Source organism: Streptomyces sp. NPDC047017, assembly GCF_040644175.1.
Taxonomy (GTDB): domain Bacteria; phylum Actinomycetota; class Actinomycetes; order Streptomycetales; family Streptomycetaceae; genus Streptomyces.
The window spans coordinates 264,404-282,832 of sequence record NZ_JBEYVW010000003.1; the positions used below are offsets into that span (position 1 = coordinate 264,404).

The window sequence follows — 18,429 nt, forward strand, 5'->3', positions numbered from 1 at the left end:
GACTGAGGGCAGCGCCAGGCGCGGAACGCGCGGCAGCGCCGCCCATCGACACGAAAACCGTAATGTGATCGGTTTCTGGCCGTCAATGGCTCCGTGCGATCGCGGTGGCAGGGGCGTGCGGACGCGGAGGCCGGGGTGCGTGGACGCGGGGGAGTGGGTCGTTGGCGCGGGGGAGTGGGCCGTTGACGATAGAAACCGATCAGCGTACGGTTTTGGAGCCGGCCGGAACCGCGGAACTCTCCGGTGGAGCCGGCGTCATCAGAGCGACGGAGGAGTGCCATGGCAGGCAGGCGGCCGAACTTCCTGTTCTTCATCCCCGATCAGCTGCGGGCCGACGCGCTGGGCGCCTTCGGCAACCCCCATGTGCGCACCCCGCACCTGGACGCGCTCGCGGCCCGGGGCACCCGCTTCGACAACGCCTTCGTCCAGCATCCGGTGTGCTCGCCCAGCCGCGCCTCGTTCCTGACCGGCTGGTATCCCCACACGGGCGGCCACCGCACCCTGACCCACCTGCTCAAACCGTGGGAGCCCAACGTACTGCGCGGCCTCAAGGAGTCGGGATACCACGTCGTCTGGCCCGGCATGCGCGGTGACACGTTCGCCCCCGGTGCGACCGAACTGAGTGTGGACGAGTACGGCTTCGGTGTCCGTCCGACCACCTACCCCCTGCCCGTCACCCGGGAGACCTGGCCCGGGGGCGAGGAATGGGCACGTCTCTACTACCGGGGCCGGCGCGAGGACGACGCCGAGCGCGTCGACGCCGACGAGGCGACCGTCCGCACCGCTGAACGCTGGCTCACCGCACCGCCCGCCGACCGGCCCTGGGCGTTGTTCGTTCCCCTGATCGCCCCGCACTGCCCCTTCGAGGTGGAGGAGCCGTGGTTCTCGATGTACGACCGGGACACGATGCCCGACCCGGTCCCGGCAGCCGCACCGACCGCGGCCGCAACGACCGCGCGCGAGCCGGCCTTCATGCAGGCGATCCGTGAGCGCTTCCGCATCACGGAGACATCACCCGGCATGTGGCGTGAGGTCATCGCCACCTACTACGGCATGATCTCGCGGATGGACGGCCAACTCGGCCGCCTGGTCCGCGCACTGCGCGACAGCGGCGCCGAGGAGGACACCGTCACCTTCTTCTTCGCCGACCACGGCGAGTACCTCGGCGACTACGGCCTCATCGAGAAGTGGCCCTCCGCCCTGCACCCGTGCATCACCCGCGACCCGCTCGTCGTCTCCGGCGGCGGCCTGCCCGCCGGACAGCACACCGACGCCATGGTCGAACTCATCGACATCGTCCCCACCATCCTCGAACTCGCCGGGACCGAGCCCGGCTACCGCCAGTTCGGGCGCAGCCTCCTGCCCCTCCTGCGCGATCCCGCCGGAGCACACCGCGCGTACGCCTTCACCGAAGGCGGCTTCTCCAGGGAAGAGGAGCCGCAGCTCGAAGCGGCCGGGTTCCCCTACGACCTCAAGGCCGCGCTCCAGCACGAGAGCCCCGAACTCGTCGGCCGCGCCATCGCCGTGCGCGACACGGAATGGACGTACGTGTGGCGTCTGTACGAGCCGCCGGAGCTCTACCACCGCACCACCGATCCGCACGAGGTCACCAACCTCGCCGGCCGTCCCGGGCACGCCGAGGTCGAGACCCGCATGCAACAGGCCGTCCTGCACTGGCTGGCCGACACCGCGGACGTCATCCCCACCGCGGAGGACCCCCGCTACCCCAGCGTCGACCTCCCCGTCCCGGCGGGGCCGCCCGGGCCGGACGGGCAGGTCGAACGCGCTTCGGAGCACCTGCGCCGCGTCATGGAGCACTGGGCACGCCGGCAGAGCACGGACGACGGTGGCGGGACCACCGACGACGGTGACGAGACCACCGTTGACGGTGACGAGACTGCCGATGACGGTGACGAGACTGCCGTCGTCGGCAGCGACGACGCAGCCGATGACGGTGGCGACGACAAGGCCGACGTCCGGTCCGTCCCCGGCGGTACAAGGGCCTGAACGCCGCTGAGACCGGACCGGACCGGGCCGGGGCCGGTGCGTTCACCTGCCCGGCCGGAGGTACCGGGCCCGCGTACCGCCTCGGCCGCAGCGGGCCGTTACGCGGCGCGCCGCGTGGTGTTCAGCCAGGTGCGGTAGCGGCGCAGTGCCCGCCGCTGCCTGCGCTGTTCGGCGAGGAGGGCGATCGCCGGATGGGTGCGGGGCGTGGGGCGGCCGCCGCGGGCGATCCGGCGCAGCTGGTGGCGGACCTGGGCCATGCCCGCCGCCGAGGCGAGCGCCTTGTCGGACCAGGTCACCGGCCGCAGCTGCCGGTCGGCCTCGCGGCCGGTGTGCCGGCGGTCGGGCAGGTCGGGGGTGACGGCGAGGGCGGTGCCCATCCCGATGACCGCCACACCGCTGTCGAGGACGCGCTCGGCGGTCTCGCGCCGGGTGATGCCGCCGGCTCGTCCACGGCCTGGCCTTCCTGCACCTGGACGGCAAGCTCGACTCCTCGACCCCCGAGGCGGTGACCGTCCAGGTCGGGGCCGCCGTGCAGGCACTCTTCAAGGCCCCGGCGGCGATGCCACGCGCGGAGCAGCAGGTGAGTGGCAGGCGGCGGCCATCAGTGAGACCTTCGTGACGCGGGCCGGTCGGCCGTGCCGGTCGTCCTGGCCGGTCGGCCGAGCGCCGCGCCCCGAGCCGCCATGAGGAAGGGACGTCCCGCACATGGAGGACCACCACGACTGTCACGACCTCGTGTTCCGCACCGCCCGGGAACTCGTCGGCCTCATGACCGGCGGGCAGGTGTCGGCGCGCGAGGTGCTCGACGCCCACCTGGCACAGATCGAGCGGGTCGACCCGAAGGTCAACGCCGTGGTGACCCTGGTGCCCGAGCACGCCCGCGAGCAGGCCCGGCAAGCCGACGAGGCGATCGCCAGGGGACGCGTGCTGGGACCGCTGCACGGTCTGCCCGTACTGCACAAGGACCTGGCCGACACCGCCGGCATCCGCACCACCTACGGCTCACCGCTCGCCGCCGGGCACGTGCCGCGGCGCAACACCCTCGTGGTCCAGCGGATGATCGACGCGGGCGCGGTCAGCATGGGCAAGACCAACGTGCCGGAGTACGGCACCGGCTCACAGACGTACAACCCGCTCTTCGGCCCCACGGGCAACGCCTACGACCCCACGCTGACCTGCGGAGGCTCCTCCGGCGGCGCCGCGGTCGCGCTGGCCACGGGCATGGCGGCCCTGTGCGACGGCTCGGACATGGCGGGCTCGCTGCGCAACCCGGCGGCCTGGAACAACGTGGTGGGGCTGCGGCCCACCGCCGGGCGGGTGCCGGTGTGGCCGAACCCGATGCCGGTGTTCACCCTCGCCCAGTACGGTCCGATGGCCCGCACGGTCGGTGACGTCGCCCTGTTCATGCGGGTGATCGCCCGCCCGGACGACCGGGCGCTGATGAACCTGCCCGAGAGCGACTTCCACGCCCCGCTCGACCGCGACTTCACCGGCGTGCGCGTGGCGTGGTCCGACACGCTCGGCGGGCTTCCCGTGGACGAGCGGATCACCGCCGCCATGGCTCCGGCCCGCGCGCTGCTCCAGGACGTCCTGGGCGCGGCGGTCGAGGACGCCGAACCCGACATGACCGGCGCCGACGAAGCGTTCGGCATCATGCGCGCGGCGTACTACTGGCAGAACCACGCCGAGGACTACCGCACCCACCCCGACCAGCTCGACGAGGGCGTGCGCTGGGAGATCGCACGAGGGCGCGAGCTGACGGTGCTGGACCTGGGCCGCGCCGAGCGGCTGCGCGCCGAGGCCCACGACCGCGTGCACGCCTTCCTGGCCGCGCACGAGTTCCTGATCGCCCCGGTGGTCCAGCTGCCGCCCTTCCCCGTCGAACAGCACTGGCCGCGTGAGGTGGCGGGGGTGCCGCAGACGTACTACCGCGAATGGATGCGCGTGTGCTCGCGTATCTCGCTGACCGGCAACCCGGCGGTGTCCGTCCCCTTCTCCTTCACCCCCGAGGGGCTTCCGGTGGGCCTCCAGATCATCGGCCGCTGCGGCCGGGACTTCGCCGTCCTGCAACTCGCCCACGCGGTGGAGACCGTGACCGGCACCTGGAAGCGGCGCCCGCCGCTCGCCGCCTGATCACGTGCCGCCACCGGCGCCGCCCCATGCCGGCGGCGGCTGCACGTACGCCGACGGCTCCCGCGCGCGCAGGCCCGCGATCATGAGCGGGTGTCCTGTGTGGGAAGCTGGCCCGCTGAGGGAAGTGGGTGAGGCGAGTGGTCCACCGGCCGCGGACAGGCCGGTCCCGGCCCGGTGCGCGTGCGACGCGTGAACCGACGACGTACGCCGGGACCGCACCCGCCGAACGGGAACTCCGCCCCGCCGGCCTGGTCGACCTGCGCGGCACGCCGCCGGGACCGCCGCGCACGGTCGTCTATCCCCGGGGCGCCGTCGTCGTGGTCTCGGGCCTCCCCGGCAGCGGCAAGAGCACCTTGTTGGCACGCTGGTCGGGCACCGAGGGCGTCCAGGTGATCGAGCCGCGGGTCACGCATGTGCTGTGCGAGTCCCGGATGCCGGCGTGGCTGCCGTACGCCGTGTACCGGCCGTGGGCGCGGCTGCGGTACTTCGACTGGCTGCGCGGGGCCGTGGCATCGGGCGCGCCGCTCCTGCTGCACGACTGCGGAAGCCGCGCCTGGATGCGCACCTGGCTGCGCGCGGCGGCGCTCCGCGCGGGCCGCACCGGTGGTGTCCACCTGGTCCTCATCGACGTCGGTCCCGCCGCCGCACTGGCCGGGCAGCGGGCCCGCGGCCGGCAGGTCCCCCGGCGCACCTTCGCCCGGCACGTACGCGGACTCGGGCGGCTCCTGGCCGCGTTGGACGCCCGAGGAATCCAGGCAGCGCCCGAGGCGGCCTCCGTCGTACTGCTGGACCGGTCCTCCCGCGGTCACCTCGCGGACATCGTCTTCACCGAGGACCAGCGGACCGAGCCGTAGGCGGCCCGTCGCGGACTCCCGTGCTCCGACGGGCAGGCGTACGCGACCTCCGTGGAGACCAGCGCCTACCTGGCGCCCGGACACGGGGGACGCGGCGTCGGCAGCCTGCTGTACGCCTCGCTGTTCGAGATCCTGGAGCAGGAGGACGTCCACCTGGCGCTCGCCGGAATGACCGTGCCCAACGAAGCGTCACGCCGCCCGCACGAACGTTTCGGGTTCCGTCCCGTGGGCGTCTACGAGCAGGTCGGGCGGAAGTTCGGCGCGTTCTGGGACGTGGCCTGGTTCCAGAAGACACGGTCCTGACGCCGACCCCACACCGCCCGAACAGGTAGGTCCGGCTGATCAGGAGGGATCAGCCGATCAGACGGTGTGTCAGCGCCATCAGGCGTCTCTGGCAGTGCCCGGCGCGGGAACGGGAGTAGGTGCCGGGCCTGGTGTCGCCGCCACCAGGCCCAGCGGGCCACATCCGTCACGCGCCCCCGGACGTCATGTCCGGCGGTCAGACTCCGAGCAGGTCGGTGAGGTCGTCGGCGTGCTCCTCCTCCTCTTCGAGGATCGACTCCATCAGCCGGCGGGTGGTGGGGTCCTGGTCGCCCAGCCAGCGGATGATCTCCTGGTAGGTGGAGATGACGATCCGTTCCGCGAGCAGGTTGTCCTTCAGCATCGCGTCGAGGTCGTCGTGCGGCGGCGTGGTGTAGTCGGTGTGGGAGCGCTGCATCAGCGTGGCGGGGTCGAAGTCGGGGTCGGCGCCGAGCTGGGAGATGCGCTCGGCGGCACGGATGGCGTGCTGCAGCTCCTCGGCGGCGTGCTCGGTGAACTCCGCCGACACCTGGGCACGGTCGATGCCGACCGCCGCGATCGCGTGGCGGGTGTACCGCAGCCAGCACACCACCTCCGTGGCGACCACGTCGTTGAGGACGGCGATGACCCGGTCCTTGTCCAGCCCGTAGGTGTTGGTGACCGGGCCTGCGTCCATCTTCTTCTGGGCCTCTTCGCGGATCCTGGTGACGTCCAGGACGAATGAGTTGTCACTCATGTGTGTCCGATCCTCTGTTCGCTCCTGCGGTCGGCAGCACACCCTTGCCCGCACCGGCCGTGCCGCCTCACGCGGTGGGCCGCAGAATGACCTGTTCGAGGCAACCTCACCGGCGCGAATGCGCCGCCCCGCCCGCGCCGGAACGCTCCCGCGGGCGGCGGGGGAGTGGATCCCCCGCCGCCCGCGCGGTCGTGCCCCGCCCGCCCTGGGCGGACCGCCGGCCCGGCCGGTCAGTGTCCGGCGGAGCCCTCGTGGCGCGCGTGGCGCGGGAGGAGGAAGGCGAGGAGGAAGGTCAGCGCGAGCATGCCGTCGACGATCCACAGCACCGTCTGCATGACGGAGCCGAAACCGCTGCGGAAGGCGGACGACACGGCCGTCTCCAGCGCGGCGGGTATCCGGGCGCCGGCCTCGGGCGAGGTCACCGCGGACCGGGTGTCCTTCTCCAGTCGCGCACAGGAGGCCGGGGTCGCGGCGGGGTCCTTGGCCACGGCGCGGTCCGGGGCGCAGGCCCGCAGGTCCGCGATGACACGGTCCTGCGCCGAGGGCGCGACGTGCGCGGCGGCCAGCTGCCCGCGCAGGCCGTCGGAGTGGTGGTCGACGGCGGTGGCGATCCCGCCGCCGAGCAGGCCGAAGAACACCGTGCCGAGGATGGCCACACCGAAGGCGCCGCCGAGCTGCTGCATGGCGGTCATCGTGCCGGACGCCGAACCCGTCTCGTGCTGTTCGACGCTGGCGAGCACGATCTCGAAGAACGGCGCCATCAGCAGGCCCATGCCGATGCCCGTGACGAGCAGGGCCGGCAGCAGCTGCCAGGGCCCGACCCCGCTGCCCACCAGATGCAGGGTCAGCCACACCCCGAACACACCGAGCGCCATGACCAGCGCGCCGGCCTGGAGGACGGCCCGTCCGAACCGGGCGACGCCCTGGGAGAGGCCGAAGCCGACGATCATGCCGCCCGACCAGGGCACCATCACCAGTCCGGCCTTGAGCGGCGAGTAGCCGAGGCCGATCTGGGTGTAGAGGTTGAAGACCAGCATGAAGCCCTGCATGGTCGAGAAGAAGACCAGGCCGAGGGCCATGCCGCCGCTGAAGCCGCGCTTGCGGAAGAGGCTGGGGACGACCAGCGGGTCCCGGCCGGCCCTGCTGCGCCGCGACTCGTACCGGGCGAAGGAGGCGAAGACGGCCAGCGAGGCGGCCATCATCACGAACGTCCACGCGGGCCAGTCGTACTCCCGGCCCTGGACCAGCGGGAAGATGAGGAGCAGTGCGGCCAGCGAGACCAGGAGCATGCCGACGATGTCCAGGCGCGGCCTGGTCTCCGACCGCCCCTTGGGCAGGAAGCGCACGGCCCCGACGAGAGCCGCGGCGCCCAGCGGCAGGTTGATCAGGAAGATCATGCGCCAGCCGGTGCCGAGGTAGTCGGCGTCCACCAGCCAGCCCGCCAGGATCGGCCCGCACACCGCGGACAGCCCCATGACCGGGCCGAACATGCCGAACGCCTTCTGCGACTCCTTCGGCGGGAACATCTCCTTGATCATGCCGAGGCCCTGCGGCAGCATCACCGCGCCGAACAGGCCCTGCAGGACGCGCGAGGTGATCAGCATCCAGGGCGTCACGGACACGGCGCACAGCAGCGAACCCAGCGTGAAGCCGGCGGCCCCCACCAGGAACATGCGCCGGCGCCCGTGGATGTCCCCGAGCCGGCCGCCGGTGACGAGCCCGACCGCCATCGAGAGGGTGTACGCGGCGGCGAGCCACTGCAGGGTGGAGGCGCCGCCGCCGATGTCGGCCCGTATGGAGGGACCGGCGATGTTGGTGACCACGGCGTCGAGGAGGTCCATCACCTCGGCCGCGAGGATGACGAAGAGCGCTGCCCAGCGCCACCGGTAGGGCGCTGGTGAGTCGGCGGGCGTCTCGACGGACGCGACACCGGTGGTGGACATGGGGACTCCTCGTGGGTCATGGGTCGTAGGGAAGGGAGGCGGAGAACGGTGTTCACCGTAGCAGAACACCGCTCACCAGGAGAACGGCGTTCATCAAGATATAGCGCAAAGTGATGGCGACGACAAGATATATCGCGTCTGTGGTCGAGGGGTCCGGGAGAACACTGTTCTCCCGGCGCCTAGACTGCAGGGATGAGCGACGCGGCCGCCGGTACCCCCAGCCCCCCTCCGCCGTCCCCGTGGGAGCGCGCGCGCCCGGCGCGCACTCCCGCCGCCCCCGCGCGGGCGCCGCTGTCACGCGACCGGGTCGTCGAGGCGGCCTTCACCGTGCTGGACCGCCAGGGACTCGACGGCCTGTCGATGCGTCAGGTGGCCGCCGAACTGGGGGTCACGGTCTCCGCCCTCTACGCCCACGTCAGCTCCAAGGACGACCTCCTGGAGCTGATGTACGCGCGGCTCTTCGTCGGGTACGGGCTGCCCGTCCCCGACCCGCGGCGGTGGCAGGAGCAGGTGCGGGACTACGCCCGCACCGCGCGCAAGCGCCTGCTGTCCCACCGGGACATGGCCAGGATCTCCATGGCCTACGTCCCCTTCACCGCCGAACTGCTGCCGCATGTCGAGGCGCTGCTCGCCGTCTTCCGCACCGCGGGGCTGCCCGACCGCATCGCGGCCGAAGCCGGCGACATCATCTCCACCTACATCGACGGGTTCGTCCTGGAGGAGGAGATGTGGCGGGACCGGGCCGTACGGCAGGGCGGGGACGACTCCTCGCCGGCCCGGCCCGACGTGCACGTCATGGCGGACGAGATGCAGCACTACTTCGCGACCCTGCCCGAGGCCGACTTCCCCCATCTGCGGGCCCTGGCGGGGCTGATGGTGACGGACTCCAACGACGCCAGGTTCGACATCGGCCTGGAGATCATCCTGCGCGGCCTGGCGAGCTATCTGCCCGAGGCGCAGGCGCCCGCCGCCCCGGACGCCGGCCCCGCGTCCGGAACCGGTTCCCGGAGCGCACCCGACGCCTGAGCGGAGGCGCCGGGGCGCCGGGCCAGTTCCGCGCGGGCGCGGGAGGCCGCGCCGACCGCGACCGCGTCGCCGCCGAGACCGGCCCGGACCAGCCGCACCGGCTGCCCGCTGACCGGCGGCTCCTCGGCCAGCACTCGCCGGATCGCCGGCTCCAGGAGGTCCCACGCGCCGGTGACACCGCCGCCTAGCACCGCGGTGGTCACGTCCACCAGCCCCGCGGTCATCAGGAGTGCCCGGCCGATCCCCGTCCCGGCCGCTTCGAAGACGGCGCGTGCCTCGGCGTCGCCGCCCCGGGCCGCCGCGGCGACCTCCCGCGCCGTACCGGAGCGGCCGGTCCGCTCGCGGTAGCGTGCCGCGACGGAGCGGCCGGCGGCCAGCGTCTCCAGATGGCCGCGGCCGCCGCACGAGCAGGGCAGCGCGCCGAAACCGGGAATGTGCCCGATCTCGCCCGCCGCGCCGTGCGGCCCGTCCAGCAGCGCGCCGCCCAGCCACAGCGCGCCGCCGACCCCGGTGCCCAGGGTCATGCCCAGGACGTCGGGCTCGCCCGCGACGGCACCGCCGGTGACCTCGCCGCGCAGGAAGGCGTTGACGTCGTTGTCCAGGAAGGCCGGGACGCCGAGCGCGGCCTCCAGGGTGGCGGTCACCTCGAACCCGGCCCAGTCGCGGAAGGAGTCGCTGGCCGCCACGACGCGTCCGGCCCGCGCGTCCACCACCCCGGCCGCCCCGACCCCGACGCCGAGCAGCCGGGCCGGCCGCCGGTCCAGCAGCCCGCGCAGCCCGCCGAGGACCGCGTCCAGCATGGCCGGGCCGCCGGCCGGGGTGGCGGTCTCGAAGCGGTCCAGCACGGCGAGTCCGGGCGTGCACAGCAGGACCTGGGTGGTGGTGCCGCCGATGTCCACGCCGGCGTAGACCGCACCGGACCGGTGGGCCGGCCCGCGCGTGCCGGTACCGCTCACGCCTGCGCTCCCGTCCGGTCCCCGGCGCCGGTGTCCTCACCGGTGTCGTCGGCGAGTCCGGCGGCCTGCCGCTCCGCGCGGCGCCGGCGCTGCACGGCGGGGTCCGGCACCGGCACCGCGGCCAGCAGGCGCCGGGTGTAGTCGCTGCGCGGGCGCAGCAGGGCCGACGCGGTGCGGCCCTGCTCCTCGATCCGGCCGCCGCGCATCACCACCACCCGCTGGGCGAACCGCTGCACCACCGCCAGGTCGTGCGAGACGAACAGGCAGGCGAAACCGAGTTCGGACTGCAGTTCCGAGAGCACGTCCAGCACCGCTTCCTGCACGCTGACGTCCAGCGCGCTGGTCGGCTCGTCGGCGACCAGCAGCCGCGGCTCCAGGACCAGCGCCCGGGCCAGGCTCACCCGCTGGCGCTGCCCGCCGGAGAGTTCGCGCGGCGCGCGGTCGGCCAGCGCGCGCGGCAGGCGCACCCGCTCCAGCGCCTCCTCCACCCGGGCCCGGCGCTCCCGGCCGGACAGTGCGCGCCGGTGCACGCGCAGCGGTTCGGCGACGCATTCCGCGACGCTCATCCGGGCGTCCAGGGAGGCCACCGGGTCCTGCAGCACCACCCCGATGCCGGAGCGCAGCGCACGCCGGGCGCGTGCCCGGGTACGGCGCAGATCGGTGCCGAACAGCTCGACGGTGCCCGCGGAGGGCGGGATGAGGCCGAGCGCGACGCGGGCCGCGGTGGACTTCCCCGAGCCCGACTCCCCGACCAGGCCGACCGTCTCGCCGGGGCGCACCGCGATCGAGACGTCCTGGAGGGCGTGCACCGCGCCGCGGCCGCGGCCGAAGACCACCGAGACCCCGCGCAGATCGACCACCGGTGCCACGACCGGCTCCTGCTCCTGACCCTGTTCCTGTTCCTGTTCCTGCTCGGGCATCGGCTCCGGTGGTGTGCCGGGCTCCGCGACCGCGAGGCGGGGCACCGCCGCGAGCAGCCGCTTGGTGTACTCGTGGGTGGGGCGCAGCAGGACGTCCGCCACGGGCCCGGTCTCGACCAGCCGGCCCTGGAACATCACCGCCACCCGGTCGGCGAAGTCCGCCACCACGCCCATGTTGTGGGTGACCAGCAGCACCCCCGTGCCCGCCTCGACCGCCAGCCGGCGCAGCAGGTCCAGGATCTCCGCCTGGACGGTCACGTCCAGCGCGGTGGTCGGCTCGTCCGCGATCAGCAGGGCGGGCCGGTTGGCGATGGCCATCGCGATGACCACCCGCTGCCGCTGGCCGCCGGACAGCTCGAACGGGTAGGCGGCGGCCCGGCGTTCGGGCTCCGGGATGCCGACCTTGCGCAGCAGTTCGACGGCCTCCCGCCGGGCCTCGGCCGCCGGGACCCTGCGGTGGTTGCGGATCACCTCGGCGATCTGCGTGCCGATCCGGGCGAGCGGGTCCAGTGCGGTGGCCGGCTCCTGGAAGACCATGGACGCGGTACGGCCGCGCAGGCCCGCCAGTTCCGGTTCGCTCGCGGAGACCACGTCGGTCCCGGCGATCGTCGCCCGGCCGGTGGCGCGGGCGTTGCCCGGCAGCAGTCCCATCGCGGCCAGCGCCACGGTGGACTTGCCGGAGCCGGACTCACCGACCAGCGCCAGCGTCTCGCCGGGCCCCACCTGGAGCGACACGCCGCGCACGGCGGGCACCTCGCCGCTCTCCGTGCCGAAGACCACGTCCAGCTCGTCCAGCCGGAGGATCGGCTCGCTCATCCCCGCCCCCTCACGTCGAAGGCGTCGCGCAGTCCGTCACCGATGGCGTTGAACGCGCAGACGACCAGGATGACCGCCAGGCCGGGCGGCACGATCAGCCACCAGCGCCCGGAATAGGCGGCGGTGAGGCCCGCGGAGAGCATGCCGCCCCAGTCCGTGGACGGCGGCTGCACCCCGAGGCCGAGATAGGACACGTAGGCGACCAGCAAGATCGCGTCGGCCACCTGGAAGGTCGCGGCGACCACGATGGTGGAGACCGAGTTGGGCAGGATGTGCCGGCCGATCGCCCGGCCGTGGCCGCCGCCGATCGCGCGCAGCGTCAGGACGTAGTCCCGGTTCTTCAGGCTGAGCGTCTCGGCCCGCATCAGCCGGGACGGCACCAGCCAGGAGACCAGGCCCAGGATGACCACCAGGCCCCGGACGCCGGGTGTGGAGATGGCCGAGACGACCAGCAGGATGAACAGCGCCGGGATGGCGATGCCCGCGTCGACCACCCGCATCATCACCGCCTCGATCCAGCCGCCCGCGTAACCGGCGACGGAACCCCACAGCGTGCCGATCACGGTGGCCAGCAGCCCGGCCGCCAGGCCCACCAGCAGCGAGACGCGGCCGCCGTACATCAGCCGGCCCAGCTCGTCGTGGCCGACCGCGTCGGTGCCCAGCAGATGCCCGGCGCCGGGCGCCAGGTTCACGTGGGCGAGGTCGGTGTGGGTCTGCTTCGTGACGTAGAGGAAGGGGCCGGCGAAGCAGAACAGCAGGAAGAGCACGACCACCGCGAGGCCGATCACGGCCAGCCGGTTCCGGGCGAACCTGCGCAGCACCAGTCGGGCCCCGGAGACCGCGGCCGGGGAGCGGGACGTGTCCCCGGTCGCCCCGGTGCCGGGCACCTGGCCCGGCTGCAGAACGGCGCTCATGCGCGACCTGCCTTCACTCGTGGGTCGATGATCCGCTGGACGATGTCGGCGAGCAGGGTGCCGACCACCGTCGCCACCGAGATGACCAGCACGCAGCCGAGCAGCACCGGATAGTCCGAGGACTGCGCGGCGGTCCAGAACAGCAGGCCCATCCCGGGGTAGTTGAAGAGCTGTTCGACGACCAGGGCGCCGCCGAAGAGCACCGGCACGTAGTAGCCGAGCATCGCCACCACCGGGGTCAGCGAGTTGCGGAAGACGTGCCGCCACAGGATCGACCGCTGCCGGGCGCCGCCGGCGCGCGCGGTGCGCACATAGTCCTCGGAGAGGTTCTCCAGGGTGGCGGCGCGCATGTAGCGGCTGAACACCGCGATCATCGAGGCGGCGCCGGTGACGATCGGCAGCACCATCCCGGCCGGATCGCCGAGCACCTGCCCGAGGGTCTCGCCCTGGGGCGCCTGGGGCGGGAACCACGGCAGGACCTGGCTGAACACCAGCACGAGGACCAGCCCGAGGAAGTACACCGGGGTCGCGTACGCGACGAAGCCCAGCGTGGTGACGGCGTAGTCCACCGGCTTGTTGCGCCGGACGGCCTGCCACATCCCGAGGGGGATCGCCAGCAGCAGCCCGACGAGCGCCGAGAGCACGGTGAGCACCAGGGTCTTCGGCAGCCGCTGGGTGATCAGCTGGGAGACCGACTCGTTGAGCGTGTACGAGGTGCCCAGGTCGCCGTGGAGGAGCCGGCCCAGGTAGTAGGCGTACTGCACGGGCAGCGGACGGTCCAGGCCCTGGGCGTGGTCGAAGGCGGTGATCTGCTGGGCGGTGGCCTGCGGGCCGAGGATGCCCCGGCCGGGTCCGCCGGGCAGGGAATGCAGGAGGCAGAAGACCACCACCGTCACGATGAAGATCACCGCGACGGCCTGCAGGACACGTCGGGTCAGATAGAGGAGGGTAGCCATGTGGGTTCCGATCACTTCCCGGTCCACTTCCACTGCGCGGGATGGAAGTTGGCCAGCGAGTCCTGGGCGAAGCCGCCGAGGCCGTTCCTGATGACCGAGATCTGGTAGTCGGGCTCCGGCAGCCAGATCACCGGCAGGTTCCGGGCGAGCGCCGCGCTGTAGTCCCGTACCGCCTGGGTGGAGCCGGAGGTGGTCGAGGTGGTGATGAGCGCGTCGTCCGCCGCGTTCGAGTAGCCGCCGAAGTTGGAGCCGCCCTTGCTCTGGAAGAGCGAGTCGCCGGTCGGGAAGGGCGGGAAGTACCAGCTGCCCGCGGTGCCGAAGTAGGACAGCTGCCAGGAGCAGATGGGCTGGTCGGCGGTGCAGGCCGGGGTCTGCGAGAGCACCGAGTTGACCGGGGCGGTCTTGATGGACAGCCCGATCCCGGTGTCGGAGAGCATCGACTGCAGGGCGCTGAGCATGTTGTCGGTCACCGTGGAGCCGGACTGGGCGAGCACCCGCATCCTGAACTCGGTGCCCCGGGCCACCCCGGCCCCGCACTGGTGGTCGCCGGTGCCGGCGTCGGTGCAGGTCATCACGTTGTGCCGGAGGGTCCAGCCGTGGCCGGTGAGCAGTGCCCCGGCCTTGGCGGTGGAGTACGGATAGGGGTTGTCCCGCTGGGCCGGTGACAGGAACACCGAGGACTGCGCCTGCGGCACGGGGCCGTAGCCGGGGACGGCCGTGCCGTTGTAGATGGCCTTGGCCAGGGCGGCCTGGTCGATGGAGGTCTGGATCGCCTGCCGGGCGTAGAGCTGCTTGAAGACCGCGCCCATGGCCGGGTTGGCGAAGTTGTAGGGCATGTAGGTGATCGCCCAGCCGGACCACGGCTTGACCGTGTAACCCTGCTTGCTGAACGAGGACTTGAGGCCGAGGTCGGAGACGTCCAGATAGCCGTAGTCGACCTGCCCGGCGCGCAGCGCGTTCTCCTCGGCCGCCGGGGTGGTGAACGGCAGCAGGTTCACCGTGCGGATGCCCGGCTTCTCGCCGCCGTCGTACGCGGGGTTGGCGGTCAGCCGGACATGTCCCGAGGTGGTGAAGGACGAGACCGAGTAGGGGCCGTCGATGGTCTTCCACAGCGGGTCGGTGGCGTAGCGGGAGATGTTCCCGGCCGCGCTGTTGAGGAAGTCCCACACCCGCTTGGCACCGGCCGGGGTCCGGTCGGCGTCGGAGACCGCGGCCGAGGCACCGGTCCGGTCCCAGGCGTGCTGGGGCAGCGGGATGATCAGCGACAGCTCGTTGCCCAGCATCCACTGGGAGTTGTACGCCTTGTCGAAGGTGAGCGTGAAGTGGTGGTCGTCGGCGGCCTTCAGCGAGGTCCAGTTGTCCGGCGCACGGCCCGGGTTGTAGTTGGCCCACTGCGCCTTGTTCGCCTTGACCAGGTTGTACCAGAACTCGACGTCGCGGGAGGTCACCGGTGTGCCGTCGCTCCAGTGCCGGTCGCCGAGGGTGATCGTGACGCTCCGGCCGTCGGCGGCGAAGTCGGCCGCGGTGGCCACCGAGGCGGCCTTGTTCCAGCCGATCGCGCCGGTGGACCCGTCGTAGGCGACCAGCGGTTCCCACAGCGTGGCGGCGATGGAGGCGTTGTTGGTGTTGAGATGGCCCGCGGTGCCGACCGGCAGGATCCAGTTGGGCGTGAAGTTGGCCGGCAGCGCGTAGTTGACGGAGTCGGTGGACGCGGACGACGAGCCGCGGTAGCCGGCGCAGCCCGCGAGCAGTGCGCCCACCGAGACGGCGGTGCCCGCGACGAGCGCCATACGGCGCGGCACGATGCGCGCAGGGGACATGACCCTCCTCATCAGGGGAACGGCCCGGAACGGGGTGGGGCCAGTCAACGGCGCGGCAACCGGAATGAACAGAAGCACCGGCATAACAAGTTTGTTTCATCGTTTTCGAAAAAAGTCGGGCTCCCCGCCCATGTACCGGCCCTGAGCTGCGGTGATCGAGCGAGGGCGGGTGAGAGGTGAGTGCCGGGGCTGCCGCAGCACCTGTTCCCCGGCGGGGGAGTCGGGCGTAACGTCGGCGCCACCGTCCCCGTTCCGGAAGTCCTGCCGCCCATGACTGAAAAAAGTGACCGCCGTTCTCTGGCCTCGCGTGCGCTGGAGCTGATCGCCTCCGGGCAGGCCGCTTCGCGCACCGAACTCGCCGCCCTGCTGGGCGCGGCGCCCTCGACGGTGTCACTGACGGTCGGACAGCTCGTGGACCGGGGGCTGGTCACCGAGCGCGGCACCCGGGCCTCCACCGGCGGACGCCCGCGCAAGGTGCTGCGGCTGGCCGGCGGCGACGAGTTCGCGCTCGCCGCGGACCTCGGCGGCCGCCATGCCCGGATCGGCGCGGTGCTCCCCGACGGCACCCTGGCCGGCACCGCCACCGTGCCGTTCGCGATCGGCGAGGGACCCGAGACCGCGCTGGACGGACTCGCCGGCACCCTGGAGGCCCTTGCCGAACAGCGCGGACGCCCGCTGCTGCGCGGCGTCGGCCTGTCCCTGCCCGGCCCGGTCGACCTCACCACCGGCAGCGCCATGCTGCCCTCCCGGATGCCCGGCTGGAACAACTTCCCGGTCACCGCCTGGCTGGAGGACCGCTTCGGCGTGCCGGCGGCCGTCGACAACGACGCCAACTGCATGGCCGCGGGTGAACACTCGGTGCGCCCGGCCGAGCGGAAGCAGTCCATCATGGTCAAGATCGGCTCCGCGATCGGCGCCGGGATCATCGCGGACGGCCGGCTCTACCGCGGTGCGACCGGCGCCGCCGGCGACATCACCCACGTCCGCATCGAAGGCGCGGGCGACATCGTCTGCTCCTGCGGCAACACCGGCTGCCTGGAGACCGTCGCCTCCGGCGCGGCGCTCGTGCGGGTCCTGGCCGAGAGCGGCGCCGACGTGCACACCCTGGAGGACGTGGTGCGGCTGGTGGACGAGAGCGACCCGGAGGCCACCCGCGCGGTCCGCCGGGCCGGCCGCTACCTCGGCACGGTGCTCTCCGCCAACGTCAACTTCTTCAACCCGGACGCCGTCTACCTCGGCGGCATCCTGTCCACCCTGGAACCCTTCGTCGCCGCCGTGCGCAGCCAGCTCTACGCCGGCTGCCATCCGCTGGTCACCAAGCACCTGGTGATCGAGAGCGCCGGCCTGGGCGCGGACGCCGGACTCGTCGGCGCCGGACGCTTCGCCCTGCAACGCGCGCTCGAACGCAGCCTCCAGCACACCTGAACCGCCCCGCCCACCGCACGAGGAGCCATGTCACAACCCCGCACCGCCGTCAGCCGCCCGGTGATCGCCATCGCCGGGCTGGGCATCGAGTCCTCGACCTTCTCCCCGGCGCGCACCGCGGCGCCCGCCTTCCATCCGCAGCGCGGCGACGAGGTGCTCGGCCGCTATCCGTTCCTCGCCCCCGGGCAGCCGCTGCGCGAGGCCGCCGAGTGGCACGGCGCGCTGGTCGGCAAGGCGCTGCCCGGCGGCACGGTGACCGCCGGGGCGTTCGCCGAACTGGCCGACGACCTGATCGAGCGGCTGACCGCCACACCACGCCTGGACGGCCTGTGGTTCGACATCCACGGCGCCATGACCGTGGAGGGCCTGGACGACGCGGAGTCCGTGCTGCTGGGCTGGATCCGCGAGGCCGTCGGACCGGACGTGATCGTCTCCACCTCCATGGACCTGCACGGCAACGTCTCCCGCGAACTGGTCCACCGCAGCGACCTGATCACCTGCTACCGGATGGCCCCGCACGAGGACCACATGGAGACCAAGGAACGCGCCGCCCGGAATCTGGTACGGCTCCTGGCCACTGGCGCGCCCCGCCCGGTCAAGGCATGGGTGCCGGTCCCGGTGCTGCTCGCCGGGGAGCAGACCTCCACCCGGCTGGAGCCCGCCAAGAGCGTCTACGCGGCCGTCGACGAGGTCGAGGTGGCCGAAGGCGTCGTCGACGCGGCGATCTGGGTCGGCTACGCCTGGGCCGACGAGCCGCGCAACCGGGCCGCGGTGGTCGTCACCGGCCCCTCGGAGCCCGCCGTCACGGCCGGGGCCGAGCGGCTGGCCCGCGGCTTCTGGGACGCCCGCCGGGAATTCGCCTTCGTCGCGCCCACCGGCTCACTGGACGAGTGCCTCGACGACGCCCTCGCCGCCCCCGCGACGGCCCGGCCGTACTTCATCAGCGACAGCGGCGACAACCCGACCGCCGGCGGCGCCGGAGACGTCACCTGGGGGCTCCACCGGGTGCTCGCCCGGCCCGAGTTCACCTCCCCGGACGGCCCGACCGTCATCTACGCCTCGGTGCCCGGCCCGGCCGCGGTGGACGCCGCGGTGCGCGCGGGCGTCGGCGCGACCGTCACCGTCACCGCCGGTGCGGAGGTGGACGACCGGCACGCCGGACCGGTCACCCTGACCGGAGTGGTGCACGCGGTCAAGCACGGCGACCGGGACGCCGGGACCGAGGTCGTGATCCGCGTCGGCGGCGTCCACGCGATCCTCACCCGGCTGCGCAAGCCGTACCACCACGAGCACGACTTCACCGACCTGGACCTCGACCCGCGCGCCGCCGATCTGGTGATCGTCAAGATCGGCTACCTGGAGCCGGAGCTGTTCGACATGGCCGCCGGCTGGAAGCTGGCGCTCACCCCCGGCGGGGTGGACCAGGACCTGCTCCGGCTCGGGCACCACCGCATCCGCCGCCCGATGTTCCCCTTCGACGCGGACATGCCGGACCCGGACCTGACGGCCCGTGTCGTCCCGCCGTCGAACGAGCCGCTGACCGGCCGCGACGAATGATGCACGGTTGATGCGCGGTCCCGTGCCCCGGACATGGCGAGGCCCCGGGGCGGAGGGGGACCGCCC

At 72.9% G+C, this 18,429-nt stretch carries 14 protein-coding genes and 1 pseudogene; 7 read left to right on the plus strand and 8 right to left on the minus strand.

Annotated features, from left to right (window positions below; translation table 11 throughout):
• Positions 1-279: 279 nt before the first annotated feature.
• The gene (locus ABZ858_RS06805) at positions 280-2,007 is read left to right on the plus strand and encodes a sulfatase-like hydrolase/transferase (protein ID WP_361373434.1); all 1,728 of its coding nucleotides are present in this window, start codon (positions 280-282) and stop codon (positions 2,005-2,007) included.
• A gap of 98 nt (positions 2,008-2,105) precedes the next feature.
• Here the strand turns inward: ABZ858_RS06805 and ABZ858_RS06810 are convergent, their stop codons facing one another.
• Positions 2,106-2,384 carry a hypothetical protein gene (locus ABZ858_RS06810; RefSeq protein ID WP_361373436.1) on the minus strand — a complete coding sequence of 93 codons (279 nt, stop codon included), beginning with the start codon at positions 2,382-2,384 and terminating at the stop codon, positions 2,106-2,108.
• A 328-nt stretch (positions 2,385-2,712) separates the two neighbouring features.
• On the opposite strand from ABZ858_RS06810, the gene ABZ858_RS06815 reads away from it, so the two are divergent.
• The 3 genes and pseudogenes from ABZ858_RS06815 to ABZ858_RS06825 all read left to right on the plus strand — a co-directional run.
• Positions 2,713-4,140 carry an amidase family protein gene (locus ABZ858_RS06815; RefSeq protein WP_361373438.1) on the plus strand — a complete coding sequence of 476 codons (1,428 nt, stop codon included), beginning with the start codon at positions 2,713-2,715 and terminating at the stop codon, positions 4,138-4,140.
• Between the two features lie 128 nt (positions 4,141-4,268).
• Positions 4,269-4,994 carry an AAA family ATPase gene (locus tag ABZ858_RS06820; protein ID WP_361373440.1) on the plus strand — a complete coding sequence of 242 codons (726 nt, stop codon included), beginning with the start codon at positions 4,269-4,271 and terminating at the stop codon, positions 4,992-4,994.
• A gap of 36 nt (positions 4,995-5,030) precedes the next feature.
• Positions 5,031-5,297 (plus strand): annotated as a pseudogene (locus ABZ858_RS06825) (GNAT family N-acetyltransferase); the annotation flags it as partial.
• A 196-nt stretch (positions 5,298-5,493) separates the two neighbouring features.
• On the opposite strand, the gene ABZ858_RS06830 reads toward ABZ858_RS06825, so the two are convergent.
• Both ABZ858_RS06830 and ABZ858_RS06835 read right to left on the minus strand, forming a co-directional pair.
• A complete protein-coding gene (locus ABZ858_RS06830) occupies positions 5,494-6,030 on the minus strand; it encodes a ferritin-like domain-containing protein (protein ID WP_361373442.1) in 537 nt (178 codons plus the stop codon).
• Between the two features lie 230 nt (positions 6,031-6,260).
• Positions 6,261-7,973 (minus strand): MFS transporter, encoded by a 1,713-nt coding sequence (locus ABZ858_RS06835; RefSeq protein ID WP_361373444.1) that lies wholly within the window; start codon positions 7,971-7,973, stop codon positions 6,261-6,263.
• Between the two features lie 192 nt (positions 7,974-8,165).
• Between ABZ858_RS06835 and ABZ858_RS06840 the strand changes: the two genes are divergently transcribed.
• The gene (locus tag ABZ858_RS06840; RefSeq protein WP_361373446.1) at positions 8,166-8,999 is read left to right on the plus strand and encodes a TetR/AcrR family transcriptional regulator; all 834 of its coding nucleotides are present in this window, start codon (positions 8,166-8,168) and stop codon (positions 8,997-8,999) included.
• Here ABZ858_RS06840 and ABZ858_RS06845 read toward each other — a convergent pair.
• The 5 genes from ABZ858_RS06845 to ABZ858_RS06865 are packed head-to-tail and all read right to left on the minus strand — an operon-like array spanning position 8,915 to position 15,381.
• Positions 8,915-9,955: an ROK family protein gene (locus ABZ858_RS06845; protein WP_361373448.1), complete on the minus strand. Its 1,041-nt coding sequence runs from the start codon at positions 9,953-9,955 to the stop codon at positions 8,915-8,917. The two genes, ABZ858_RS06840 and ABZ858_RS06845, sit on opposite strands and share 85 nt — an antisense overlap.
• Entirely contained in the window at positions 9,952-11,691 is a 1,740-nt protein-coding gene (locus tag ABZ858_RS06850; RefSeq protein ID WP_361373450.1) for an ABC transporter ATP-binding protein, read from the minus strand. Before ABZ858_RS06850 ends, ABZ858_RS06845 begins: the two co-directional genes overlap by 4 nt.
• Positions 11,688-12,605, minus strand: coding sequence for an ABC transporter permease (locus ABZ858_RS06855; RefSeq protein WP_361373452.1), 918 nt, complete (start codon positions 12,603-12,605; stop codon positions 11,688-11,690). The genes ABZ858_RS06850 and ABZ858_RS06855 overlap by 4 nt, the downstream gene beginning before the upstream one ends.
• Positions 12,602-13,561 (minus strand): ABC transporter permease, encoded by a 960-nt coding sequence (locus ABZ858_RS06860; protein ID WP_361373454.1) that lies wholly within the window; start codon positions 13,559-13,561, stop codon positions 12,602-12,604. Before ABZ858_RS06860 ends, ABZ858_RS06855 begins: the two co-directional genes overlap by 4 nt.
• Positions 13,562-13,572: 11 nt before the next feature.
• Complete coding sequence (locus ABZ858_RS06865; RefSeq protein ID WP_361373456.1) at positions 13,573-15,381, minus strand: peptide ABC transporter substrate-binding protein; 1,809 nt, start codon at positions 15,379-15,381, stop codon at positions 13,573-13,575.
• A gap of 270 nt (positions 15,382-15,651) precedes the next feature.
• Here ABZ858_RS06865 and ABZ858_RS06870 point away from each other — a divergent pair, with 270 nt between their 5' ends.
• Both ABZ858_RS06870 and ABZ858_RS06875 read left to right on the plus strand, forming a co-directional pair.
• Entirely contained in the window at positions 15,652-16,806 is a 1,155-nt protein-coding gene (locus ABZ858_RS06870) for an ROK family transcriptional regulator (RefSeq protein ID WP_361373458.1), read from the plus strand.
• 27 nt (positions 16,807-16,833) lie between these two features.
• Positions 16,834-18,363, plus strand: a complete 1,530-nt coding sequence (locus tag ABZ858_RS06875; RefSeq protein WP_361373460.1) for a M81 family metallopeptidase — start codon at positions 16,834-16,836, stop codon at positions 18,361-18,363.
• Positions 18,364-18,429 lie beyond the last annotated feature (66 nt).